This is a genomic window from Variovorax sp. GW460-12-1-14-LB1, assembly GCF_059423605.1.
In genome coordinates this window covers 1-12,266 of the sequence record NZ_JBWKYF010000076.1, presented here as the reverse complement: position 1 = coordinate 12,266, position 12,266 = coordinate 1, and the positions used below count along the sequence as shown (strand labels likewise).

The 12,266-nt window shown below is 60.4% G+C and carries 9 protein-coding genes and 1 tRNA gene; 2 read left to right on the top strand and 8 right to left on the bottom strand.

Annotation, left to right across the window (positions count from 1 at the left end; all coding sequences use genetic code 11):
- The first annotated feature begins 69 nt into the window (after positions 1-69).
- Both AC07Y4_RS27505 and AC07Y4_RS27500 read left to right on the top strand, forming a co-directional pair.
- Positions 70-771, top strand: a complete 702-nt coding sequence (locus AC07Y4_RS27505) for a response regulator (protein ID WP_062480363.1) — start codon at positions 70-72, stop codon at positions 769-771.
- Positions 772-789: 18 nt separating this feature from the next.
- A tRNA-Phe gene (locus tag AC07Y4_RS27500) sits at positions 790-865 on the top strand.
- A 327-nt stretch (positions 866-1,192) separates the two neighbouring features.
- On the opposite strand, the gene AC07Y4_RS27495 is transcribed toward AC07Y4_RS27500, so the two are convergent.
- The 8 genes from AC07Y4_RS27495 to AC07Y4_RS27460 all read right to left on the bottom strand — a co-directional run.
- Positions 1,193-2,104, bottom strand: coding sequence for a cation diffusion facilitator family transporter (locus AC07Y4_RS27495; protein ID WP_495275399.1), 912 nt, complete (start codon positions 2,102-2,104; stop codon positions 1,193-1,195).
- A gap of 498 nt (positions 2,105-2,602) precedes the next feature.
- On the bottom strand, positions 2,603-2,941 hold the full coding sequence (locus AC07Y4_RS27490) for a P-II family nitrogen regulator (protein WP_495275398.1): 339 nt from the start codon (positions 2,939-2,941) through the stop codon (positions 2,603-2,605).
- Positions 2,938-6,063, bottom strand: coding sequence for an efflux RND transporter permease subunit (locus AC07Y4_RS27485; RefSeq protein WP_495275397.1), 3,126 nt, complete (start codon positions 6,061-6,063; stop codon positions 2,938-2,940). The genes AC07Y4_RS27490 and AC07Y4_RS27485 overlap by 4 nt, the downstream gene beginning before the upstream one ends.
- Positions 6,064-6,080: 17 nt before the next feature.
- A complete protein-coding gene (locus tag AC07Y4_RS27480) occupies positions 6,081-7,298 on the bottom strand; it encodes an efflux RND transporter periplasmic adaptor subunit (RefSeq protein ID WP_495275396.1) in 1,218 nt (405 codons plus the stop codon).
- Positions 7,295-8,614, bottom strand: coding sequence for a TolC family protein (locus tag AC07Y4_RS27475; protein ID WP_495275395.1), 1,320 nt, complete (start codon positions 8,612-8,614; stop codon positions 7,295-7,297). The genes AC07Y4_RS27480 and AC07Y4_RS27475 overlap by 4 nt, the downstream gene beginning before the upstream one ends.
- Positions 8,615-8,703: 89 nt before the next feature.
- Positions 8,704-9,039 carry a hypothetical protein gene (locus AC07Y4_RS27470; RefSeq protein WP_495275394.1) on the bottom strand — a complete coding sequence of 112 codons (336 nt, stop codon included), beginning with the start codon at positions 9,037-9,039 and terminating at the stop codon, positions 8,704-8,706.
- Positions 9,040-9,507: 468 nt separating this feature from the next.
- Positions 9,508-11,118, bottom strand: a complete 1,611-nt coding sequence (locus AC07Y4_RS27465; RefSeq protein WP_495275393.1) for a phosphoethanolamine transferase — start codon at positions 11,116-11,118, stop codon at positions 9,508-9,510.
- 226 nt (positions 11,119-11,344) lie between these two features.
- Positions 11,345-12,266 (bottom strand): LysR family transcriptional regulator (locus AC07Y4_RS27460; RefSeq protein WP_495275392.1); only part of this gene is annotated, 922 nt, incomplete at its 5' end.

The window sequence follows — 12,266 nt, the reverse complement described above, 5'->3', positions numbered from 1 at the left end:
GAATCCAGCGCATAGGGGCTGGATCGGGAGCGGATCAATACACACCAGCGCATACAACAAGCAGCACTCATGGCAAACATTCTCGTGGTCGATGACGAGCTGGGCATCAGGGACCTGCTCTTCGAAATTCTCAATGACGAAGGCCACAACGTGGAGCTCGCGGAAAACGCCGCCGAAGCCCGCGCGGCCCGACAACGCGCCCGGCCCGATCTCGTGCTGCTCGACATCTGGATGCCGGACACCGACGGCGTCACCTTGCTCAAGGAGTGGTCCACCGCGGGCCTGCTGAGCATGCCGGTCATCATGATGAGCGGGCACGCCACCATCGACACCGCGGTCGATGCCACGCGCATCGGCGCCTTCGCGTTCCTCGAAAAACCCATCACGCTGCAGAAGCTGCTCAAGGCGGTGGAGCAGGGGCTGGCGCGCGAGAGCGCCCGCCGCACCGCCGCCGGCGTGGTGCCGCCGCCCACGGGCGCCCACCAGGCGGCCGCCATCACGACCACGGGCGACAGCCTGCTGATGGCGTCGCTGGCGGCCGTGCCGGTGGCCGACGCGGGTCCGCAGTCGACCCAGAGCTTCGACCTGGACCGCCCGCTGCGCGACGCGCGCGACGGTTTCGAGAAGGCCTACTTCGAGTTCCACCTCGCGATGGAGAACGGTTCGATGACCCGCGTGGCCGAGAAAACCGGCCTCGAGCGCACCCACCTGTACAGAAAACTCAAACAATTGGGTGTGGACCTTTCCCGAGGCCGCAGAAGCGCTGTATAATTTGAGGCTGCACACAATGGCCCGGTAGCTCAGTTGGTAGAGCAGCGGATTGAAAATCCGCGTGTCGGTGGTTCGATTCCGCCCCAGGCCACCAAATTTTCCCTTTAGGATCAAGTAGATAGCCCAACCTTCCCAGGTTGGGCTTTTTGCTTTCTGGCATCGTGTAGGCACTGTGTAGGCAAATTCGATCATCGCAAAGCAACGCGTTTCCACGAAGCAAGGCGAACAAGCACTGTCCGCAAAACTGGCTCAGTTTCCGGTCAGTACCAACAGACCGATCTTTAGCCTGGCAGTACGGCATGAACTAGGTGCGGAGTCTGCTGGTTGTAGTCGTGCTTGTGGAGCCACGGTAGTGGCACGCGCTGGCGGTGTGATGCGTCGATCTCCTCAGTGCGAATTCGGATTCGTTCGCGCGGGGAGATCACTCGAACCGATGTGTTTCCGAAGCCTGACCACATGGCGCGCGTTCAGGCTGGATCGTCGAGTGGTGGATGTCAAAGCGCTCCGCCAGGATGCGGGATCCCTCAGTCACGAGACGATCCAGGTCCCCATACGCGCATACGAGATGCACGCTCAAACTCACCTTGCCACTGGAGACAGCCCAGACGTGCAACTCGTGAACTGAATCGACGCCAGGCAGTGCGCGCAGCACCTTGTCGATCTCACTCACATCGACACCGTTTGGCGTGCCTTCGAGAAGGATGTTCATGCTGTCGCGCAGGAGCACCCAAGTGCGCGGCAACACCCAGAATCCGATTGCTACAGCGATTACCGAATCGACCCAGGTCCACCCTGTCAGCCAGATCACGACAGCTCCCACGATCACACCCACCGACCCGAGCATGTCGCTCCAAACCTCCAGATAGGCACCCTTGACATTAAGGCTTCGATCCTTGCCCGATGAAAGCAATCTCATGCTCACGAGGTTCACGACGAGGCCCAATGCCGCAATCATCAGCATCGGGATCGATTCGACCGTCTGCGGCTCGCGCATCCGTTGCCAGGCTTCATAGAGGATGTAGATGGCAACACCGAAGAGCAGGAGGGCATTGAACGCAGCCGCCAGGATCTCAAAGCGGTGATAGCCAAAGGTCCGCTTGGTATCTACTGCGCGTTTACCGATCTGGATAGCGGCGAGCGATATGGCAAGCGCCATTGTGTCCGTGAACATGTGCGCTGCGTCCGAAATCAGTGCGAGGCTACCGGTGACAAGTCCGCCTATGACTTCCGCGACCATGAATGTCGTCGTGAGGGCCAGTGCGATCCATAGAGACCTCTCGTGGCCTGGACCGGAACGGGGTTGAACGTGCGAGTGAGAGTGTTTGGATGTCATGTTTGCCTTCAAAGATGCAGGGGGGAAACGGTACGGGGCCATACGTGCTTCCAGTCTTGACCGCATCGACCGTCGGCCCTTATCGAACCTCCAGGAGGGCCGCAACGCATCACATTGGTGAAGACGACATCACCTACAGCGACGGCGGAGCCATCGCTCACAAGGACAACATGTGAGTGCCTTGACCCGCCAGAACGGTAGGACAACCGAGCGAAGCTCGACGCCGAAAGTTGTTGTGAGCTGGCCGTTCGTCGGCAGTCGGTTCGACCGCCTCCTCGCAATTCACTCGCGGAGGCCACCTCGGTCACCTCTGCAGTGCGCCAGCCGTCCCGGAACGCACGGGCGTCCCCAGGGAAGGTCGAACGGCCGCCCAAGCTTGCGGCGCAACCCGTGCCGAACACGGCCATCGCGATGAGTCGCCTGGCCCGCGAGGCGCATGCGCAATCGCCCCCCTCGGGGCTACAGGAGTACAGACCGGAGTCACTCACCACGACACCATCAAATGATGGCCTGCGCGTACCCGACTTCTGTGACGTAGATCCACCCGGCACCGGCCTGGCCAGTACGGGCCGACGCTGCGATGATCTTCACGAACTCGTCGGCATTTTCATCGTTGCAATGAAGCTCGAGCTTGTACTCGTTCACAACTTCATCACCCAACTCGATGGAATAGTGACGTTCGGCTTCGTGAAGCGGTGTCAACGATCCCTTCACGACGTACAGGGTCAGGTTGTGTTGACGGCCGCGTGCGTCGTCTCCCCAGGCACTGGATCCTTTCAGTGCAGCAATCACAGCCGCGACTCTGTTACTGTGGACATAAGCCTTGATCTCTTTCATGGTGTTTTTCCTTCTAAAGTTTCTTGAGTCTTGGCTTTGCGCCTCTCGGCTCGCAGCTCCGCCCACTCGTACATCAATGGCAGGATCAGCAACGTCAGCGCAGTCGAGGTGACGAGGCCGCCCACCACTACAGTGGCAAGCGGTCGTTGCGTCTCAGCACCGACGCCGGTCGAGAGCAGCATCGGGATAAGGCCAAGGATCGCGACGGATGCGGTCATCAACACAGGGCGCAGCCGCAGTGCGGCACCCTGTTGAACAGCCTCCCGGATCGGCAAGCCTTGCCGCCTCAGGTCGTTCAGGAACGTCACCATTACGATGCCGTTCAGCATGGCAACACCAAAGACTGCGATGAAGCCGATGGCCGACGGGACCGACAGGTATTGCCCGCTCACAAACAAGCCGACGATGCCGCCGATGATTGCGAACGGGACATTGGCGATGATGAGCGTCGCATGCCGCACAGAGTTGAAGGCGGTGTACAGGAGGATGAAAATCAGACCGATGGTCAACGGAACGATTACCCCAAGCCTCGCCATCGCGCGCTGCTGGTTCTCGAAGGAGCCCCCCCATTCGATCCAGTAGCCGGTTGGCAACTCGACTTGCGCCTTCAGCTGCGTATCCGCCTCCTTCACGAAGCTGTCGACATCGCGGCCTTTAACGTCCATCTGCAATACCGAATACCGCTGCAGAGATTCACGCCGAATGAAAGAGTACCCTTCATCGAGCTCGATCGATGCGACCTGCGAGAACGGCACCAGCGCCCCGCCACCGGTACGGATTGGAATGCTGGCGATGGACGCAGCGCTCACTCGAAATTCGTCGGAGAGGCGAACCGCGATTTCAAAACGCTTGGTGCCATCGATCAATGTGGAAACCGCGCTGCCACCGATACCTGATTGCACGACCTCCAGGATCTCATCCGCGTTGATGCCGTATCGCGCTGCGGCGTCCCGATTGACCTTGATGATGAGCTGAGGCTTGCCCTTATTGGCTTCGGCCGACAGGTCCGCAACCCCCGAGATCTTCCCGAGCACGCCTTGAATCTTGCCGGTGAGTCTGTCGAGCGTTGCCAGATCTTCGCCGTACAGCTTGAGCGCAAGCGTGGCCCGTACCCCGGAGATCAGTTCTTCGACGCGGGATTGAATCGGCTGGGTCGCGCCAAACACAACGGTGGGCACCACTTTCTCGAGAGCCTCCTGCATGTCTGAGGCGAGCTTCCCGTAGGAGATCTTCTCCGGCCACTCGCCAGGCGGCTTGGTGTCCAGATTCAGCTCCATGTAGTTCACGTCCGTGGTCTCACCGCCTTCAGCGCGGCCGATGGTCGCAAGCACGGAGCGGATCTGCGGGAATTGCTTGTGCAGTGCCGCACTCACCTCGTTGGACACCCGTATGGACTCGTCCAGCGACGTGGAGGGAATACCTGTTACCCGGAACTGGATCGTTCCTTCCTGGAGTTGGGGCATGAACTCCTTGCCCAGGAATGGGAACAGCGCCAGCGAGGCGAGCAGCAAAACGATCGCCGAACCGACGACCAAGCGCTTGCGCTCAAGTGCCCAGTCCAACAGCGGAAGGTAGATCCGCTTGGCGCGACGAACAAGGAAGGTGTCCTTCTCCTCCTTCGGCTTCAGGATCATCGCGGCAAGCACGGGGACCAACGTCAGCGAAAGCAGGAGCGACCCCGCCATGGCGAACGTGATGGTGTACGCCATCGGCTTGAAGAGCTTTCCCTCAAGTCCAGTGAGTGAAAACAAGGGCAGGAAAACCACGATGATGATCAGGATGGCGAATGCGATCGGATTGACCACCTCTCGGGCCGCTTCGAGGATGAGGTGAGTCTTCTGAATCGGCTTGCCGGATTCCTTCGCATGCGCCAGAAGTCGGAATGCGTTCTCGACCATCACGACCGCGCCGTCCACCATCATCCCTGTGCCGATCGCCAAGCCGGCAAGCGACATCAGGTTGGCAGAGACACCGAACTGCTGCATCAGGATGAATGCGATCAACATCGCCATTGGCAGGGTGATCACAACCACGATCGCCGAGCGAAACTCGCCCAGGAACAGGAAGAGGATCACCGCGACGAGGATTGCGCCCTCGACCAGTGAGCTCTCCGCAGTGTTCAGGGCTTTCTTGACCAGTTCGGTGCGATCGTAGACAGGCTGCAGCGTCACCCCCTTCGGAAGCGCTGCCTGCGCAACGGCCAACTTGGCTTTGACGGCATCCACCACATTCTTCGCGTTTTCGTTGACCCGGGCCAATGCAATGCCCAGAACGGCTTCCTTGCCGTCTCGTGTCACTGCGCCGAATCTGGGTGCGGGAGCCTCTTTGACCTGCGCAACGTTTCGCACATACACAGGCGCGCCGTTGCGCTCGGCGATGACGATCTGCTCGATGTCCTTCGTGGTTCCCACCAACCCGAGGCCCCGCACAAGGAACTGCTCCGCGCCAAGGTTGATTGATTGGCCGCCGACCTGTTTGTTGTTGGCTGTGAGCCGCTCCATCACCTCCTTGAAGCTCACGCTGTACTGAATGAGCTTTCGCGGATCGATCTGAACCTGGAATTGCTTTTGCTCTCCGCCCCAAGAGACGATGTCGTCCACGCCGGGGGCTGTTCGCAGGATCAGTCGCACGGTCCAATCATGGAGCGTACGAAGGTCCATGGTGCTCATCTTCTTGTCTTCAGACTCGACCGTGTACCAGAACACCTGGCCGAGGCCCGAGCTGTTCGGCCCCAGCACCGGTTCGCCATAGCCTTGCGGCAAGCGCCCCTTTGCTTCCTGCAGCTTCTCGCCCACCAAGCGGCGAGCGAAATAGATGTCGACATCGTCCTTGAAGTAGACGCCCACGTAGGACAGGCCGAAGAGCGAGACCGAGCGCACTTCTTCAACGCCCGGCAAGCCGGCCATGGCGCCTTCGATCGGTGTCGTGAGCAGCTTTTCAACGTCCTCCGCGGCCAAGCCTGGAGACTCCGTATAGATGTTGACTTGAACCGGGGTGACGTCGGGGAAGGCATCGACAGGGACGTTGCGAAACGCCTGGACACCGAGTCCGACCAAGACGGCAAAGATGACCAGAACGAGGACCTTGTATCGAAGCGATGCGTCTACGAGTGCGTTGAGCATGTTTTACTTTCGATTCCTCAATGTGCGTCGCCGATTTGCGACTTCAGCACGCGTGCCTTGAGGGCATAGGTTCCCGCACTCACCACTTGCTCGCCGGCCTTCACGCCTGACTTCACAACCGTCCGGGTACCGAGCCTGTCGCCGGGATCGATGGCGCGTTGTTCGTAAGCACCGTTTTCAAAGACAAAGACGTTGGGCTGGCCCTGCATGAGAACGATGGCCTGATCCGGCACCGTCAGCACGTCTGTCTTCGGTGCCGACTGCGGCGAGGGGCTTTCGATGGTGGCAGTCGCGAACATCTCAGGCTTGAGGCGACCCTCGCCGTTCTTCACCTCGATGCGCGCCGGAATCGAACGCGTCTCCTTGTCGAGGATGCTTGCAACGTAGGTCACTCGTCCTTCGAAGCGCTCGTCCGGATAGGCACCGACGGTGACGGTCGCTTTCGCACCGACGCGGACTTTCGCCAACTGGGCCTCGGCCAGGTTGGCCTCGATCCAGAGCGTTGACAGGTCCGCGACGACGAACAAGGCATCGCTGGGCCCGGCCAAGCCGCCCACAACGGCCTTTTTCTCGATGATCGTGCCGGCCAACGGCGAAGTCAACGGGAACACGGAGGCCACGCCTGCGCTCTGGCCCGATGGGACGCCGAGCAGCCGAAGGTGGTCCTCTGCGGCGCGGAGCGTCGCACTTGCCTTTTCATGCTCCGCTTTGGCCCGCAGGTAATCCTTCTGCGGAATGATCTCTTCTGCCTGCAAGGCTGTGGCGCGCTTGTAGTCCGCGTCAGCCACTCGCTGAGCAGACCGTGCCTGGCTCAACGCAGACGAAGCCTCGCCGACAGCCAAACTGTCCAGGGTCGCGAGCGACTGACCGGTTCGAACGCTGTCACCAAGACTTGCCGCTACGGTGGCAATGCGGCCTTCGACGCGAGGCGCAATCCTGGCAATGCGATCCTGGTTCGCGCGAATCGTCGCTGTCACCGTGACGGTATCGGCCAGGGCCTGCGCCTTGAGTTCTTCCAGGACGATGCCGGCGCGATCCGCTTCCTCCTTCGAGAGCTTGATGCCTTCTTTCTCGGCAGCCTTCTCTTCGGTTGCGGGCTTCTCTGCTGAACCGTTGCTGCCTCCGCAACCGGAAAGTGCAATCACTGCAAAGGCCGCGCAGATCGCTGCGGCAAGCTTGGTCAGAGCGGAACGTTCGGTACTGCGTTTACCGGCCTGGGTGGGACTGAATTTCATGGCGTGACTCCTTCAGGAGGCCAGCCGGCGGCCAGCTCCAGTGCAAGACGGGTGGATTGATAGTCGATGAGCGCATCGATCAGATCGCGGCGTGCGTCCAGGGCCTGCCTGTTCACCACGATTAACTCGAGAAGACCGATCTGGCCGGCGCGCTGGGACTTGACCGAAAGCTGCTGGTTATCCAGCAGCGCCGGAAGCACACGCTCCTGGAGCCTCGTGACACGATCCCTCAGACTCTCCAGCTTGGCCCAGAGCACCTGCACCTGCGCTTGCGCATCTCGAACGCCCGCACTGCGCGCGATCTCGGCTTGGGTGAGCACGCTGCTAGCCTGTCCGATACCGGCGGCATTGCGTTTGAACAATGGCAACGGCACTGAGACCGAAACGGTTGTGAGACGTTCGCGTGCACCGGATGCACCTTCACGTCCCACGCCGACGCCGACAGCGAGATCGGGATAGCGGCTGGCGCTCTCCAACTTCAGCTTGGCCCGTGCCGACTCTTCCCGTGCACGCAGCGCCTGGAGGCGCGGCTGGCTATCGACCTGAGACAGCAGGGACTCGAGGCTGTAAGCCGCGGTTGTCGTGGGGCGGAGCTCGCCGCTCGCCTGTGGCAGGCTTTCCGCGCGGAGTTGAAGCTTCGCTGCCAGTTCAGCGCGAGCGTCGAGCAATTGTTCCTTCGCGACGGCCAGTTGGTTGCGGGCACGCTCGGCCTCGACCGTGGCCACGTTGGAATCCAGCTTGGTATCCTCACCGGCGATGCGGCGCTTTTGCACAGCTGCCGCGGTGCTCTCAAAGAGACCCAGCGCCTGCTCTTCAAGCTCAGTGCGTTGCTGCAAGGCGAGGACGCGGTAGTACAGCTGCGCCACCTCGACGCGAATCTGCCTGCGGGTCTCGGCGATCTCTTCCTGCAGGGCCATCAGCGCCGCGTCGGCAGCTTCGCGGCGAAAGCCTCGCTGGCCTGCGATCTCGAACGTCTGTTGAACGCTGCTCGACCACTCGCGACGCCGTTCAGACGACGCACCTTCCTGGGGAACAGTCCGGCGGATGCCATCGAAAGAGACGACTGGATTGTTGTAGAGGAAGGCGTTGGCGTCGGTGCGCGAACCTTCCGCCGAAGCGAGTTCGGCCCGCTTGGCTCTCAAGGCCGGATTGGATTCTTCAGCCAAACGCCAGACTCCCGTCAGGCTCAATCCCTGAAGGACCGGCCGAGGTTGTGCTGGTTGCGCAGTTTGGGCGGTGGATGTCGCGACTTGCGCGAGGCTGGGCCATGCGGCCAAAGCCAATGCACTGGCAATGACCAGCGTCTTGATTCGCATCGAATTCTCCTAGCGTTGAGAAACAACCAAAGGCGAGATTCGGCGAGCAGCCGTCGTGGGAAAAGGAAAAGAGAAAACGAGCTCGCCGATCAGAGGGCGAGCGTTCGTGCAGGGCGTTCAAGCCCTATGGGGATTGGCGAACGATAGGTCGGCAGGCTGAGCGCTGGGGGCCATCCTCCGACAGGGGTCAGGAAATGAAAAGACGGAACCGGAGCGATGTAGACAACGCTGACATGACAGCTGATGCAGTAGTCGTCGCTGTCGGCGATCGTCTTCAGCTTCAGGTCTTTGCTCTTTTCACCCGAAGACGCGTTGGCCTGGTGTTCATGGTGACCAAAATGCGCGACACCAGTCCCAGCCTCATGCTTGCAGTAACCCGAGGCCGCACCCCACGCGAACTGCAGCGGCAGGATCGCGAGAAGCATGGCTAAGAGGAACGTACGCATGATGGCAAGTGTATCGATGGCGCGAGATTTTTTCGATGGACTTGGGTATGAAAGTCAGACCAGGGATCGGGCCATATCGCGGCTTACGTCGCCGCCTGGCCGCACTTGGCGCAGAAGCCCGCTCCGGGCATCAAGGCGGTGGAGCAGCCAGAGCAGACCCGTGCTGCCGGCAGGAGCAGCGCCGCACTGTGCGCAAAAATTCGCGCCAGGAAGGAGCGGGGCCCCGCGCGAGCGGCAAGGCAGCCCGCCGCGCGCATCGGCTCCTCCGTACGGATAACCACTCTCCCGCCCAGCGTGATGCCCCGAACGGCTCGACTGACCATGCCCACGACGGCCGTGACCACCGTTTGCCAGATTTCGAAAGATGTCGCTGAAGAAGCTCATGATGATTCCTTGGAGGGCACAAGCGCCCATTGCTGCGGAATGAAGTGATTGGAAACCATGAAGTCACTTCAAGGTCAAGCGCAGCGGCGCGTTTCCGCATGCACGGGATGTCCGCGCGATTGCCAACACGTCCAGATCGGCTCGGTACGCTGCGGTGGCAACGCCGAAAAAGCCAAGCAAGGTTGAAAACAGGTTGTCGTGGGAATATTTCTGCGCTGCAACTGAGGCAAGGCATGAGATCGGCAGTTTCAGGCGCTCCTGTGTCTGAGCCGGTAGCCAGGCGAGCATGGGAACGTGCGTTTGTTCGCTGGGCGCAAGCATCGGCGGCAGCCCGTGCAGATAGATATTTCGCTCGCCGAGGCTCTCACCATGGTCCGAGATGTAGAGGACCGCGATGTCCATTGCGGGGGCGCGAGCGCGCGCTACATCCACGATCCGAGCGATATTCTGGCTGGTGTACTCGATCGTGTTGTCATAGGTGTTGACGAGCGCCTGCCGGTCGCAAGACTGGATCCGATTCGTATCGCACGTCGGCTGGAATTTGCCAGGTGCTGGATACCGCCGGTAGTAGGCTGGCCCGTGACTGCCCATCTGGTGCAGAACGATTGCCGTGTCCTGTTTCACTTCATTCAGGTGCTCCTCCAGCGACCGGGCAAGGATTTCGTCCTGGCACGCGTCTTCACCGCAAAGACCGTCGACGCCTGACGTCGGCATCTGCAGCGTCGGCACTCGCGCGCAGACCCCCTTGCAACCGGAGTTGTTGTCGAGCCATTGCACTGAAACACCTGTCCGCAGCAGGACGTCGAGTGCGTTCTCGCGCTCACGGGCCTTCCGCACGGAGAAAACCTCGGCACCCAGCCCGGAGAACATGCAAGGCAACGATGTCGCGGTGTCGGTGCCACAAGAGACGACATTCTGAAAATACAGGATGTCGCGGTTGGCGAGGGCCGCATTCGTCTCGCGCGCATAGCCGCCCAGGGAGAAGTTCGCCGCTCGTGCGGTCTCACCCACGATCAGGACAAGCACCAACGGGCGTGCGGAAAGCGACGGGGAACGACGCGCATCCGGTGCGATCTGAAGAATCGCGCCGGATGTCAGGTCTTCGCCTTTGAGGTAGCCGTAGACCGCGTTGATGTAGTTGGTCGGCACGAGCTGGAAGCGGAGTTCACGGTGGTTGCGGAACGTGGATGCCAGGGTTCCGTACGAAGTGGCAAGCAAGGCGCTGGCGACGCCGGCCGCCACCACCCCCAGCAGGACCGTGTGGATTGTCGATCGCTTCCATTCGGCCCTGCGAATTCCGACAAACCACAGCAATGTCGCGGGCAAGACGCCCCGCCAGAACACATCAATGAACGCTGGGAGCGAGAGCAACTCACGGACCTCGCGCGTGTCTGTTTCGACCATGTTCCGGACGAGGCCCTTGTCGAAAAGCACTCCCCATGCATCAAGGTAGTGCGCGACGCTGGCCGATACGATCAACAGTACGCACAACAAGACGGCGCCAACTCTGCCAGCAGCGAACGGTCGCAGGAGTGCAGCGAACAGCAGCGCGAGAAAGATCCCGAGCCCGGCGGTCGAGGCCAGGGTAGCAGCGCTCCAGCCGTCCTGTGCAGAAGCAAAAGTCTTCCAGAAACTGAAGTTGTCTACAGCAACAATCCAGCTTGCGGTACCCAAGCATGCCCAAGTTGCGGAGAGAGCCTTTTTCGATCCCCGCGAGGGGGCAAGTGGGCCTCCTTCGGCGTCGGAAGGCAGCCGAAGGGGTTTGTGATCTGGCATGGTCTGGAGTCGGTCACCCCGAATAAGGTCGGCCGCTGCCGATCGCGCCAGTCGTGTCAAGAGGAGGGGAGGGCATAAAAATCACGTTTAACAAATCCCGCGCTGCAGCATTTCATCCGGGTTGCTACACCTCGTCCTCGGAGACGGCGAATGAAGATACTGAACGCAAGGTTGTCCTCAATAGCTCAGTGAAGGCCTTCACCACAGGCGCAGCCCTTCGTTTGCTGGGAAAAAAGACATTCAAGTCCAGAGCTCTGATTTCCAGACTCGGGAGCAGGCGAACTAGGTCTCCTTGCTGCACCTGCGATCTACAAAGCTGCTCAGGCAGGCAAACGATGCCCAGTCCCTGCATGGACAAGTGGCGAGCCCCGACCAAGTCGTCGATGTTCAGTCTCGGATATAGTTCTTTGAAGACTTCAAGTTCGAATAGGTTGCCCAAGGCTGGGGCAAAAGGGGTCGCCTGATCGTTCGTCGCAATGATGTCATGCATGCCTAAATCTTCCCAAGTCTGGACTAGGCCTCGTCGGGCTATGTACGAAGGAGACGCGCAAAGCCAACGCGCCAGCGAGACGAATTTCGACGATCCCGGCGGATGCGTGGGACCGCTCGATATGGCAACGTCCACGGTCTCCGAGCGAAGCTCCGCCTTTTGGGTTGCGGAACGAAGAACAACACTGACGCCTTCATACCGCTCAAGAAACCTAGGCAGCACCAGATGCTGCACCTGCTCTTCAAGTCCCGCGTCCGCGGCCATGCAGATAATCAACTGCCCCTGTGGAGCGAGCCCAAGATCGCCGACATGCCCGATGGTCTCGTCAATGCGCTTCATGATCTCGACGCCCCGATCTTTCAGGACATTTCCAGCGCGAGTGAGCTTTACCTTTCTCGTAGTCCGATTGAGAAGCTGAGTGCCCATTAGTGCCTCGAGTCGTACGATGCTTCGACTTACGCTCGATTTGCTGATCCGCAGTGTTGATTTCCATCTAGAAGTGACCCAGTTGGCGGTGTGATTTCCATCTAAATCTGACCCACGTGATAACCCTAAC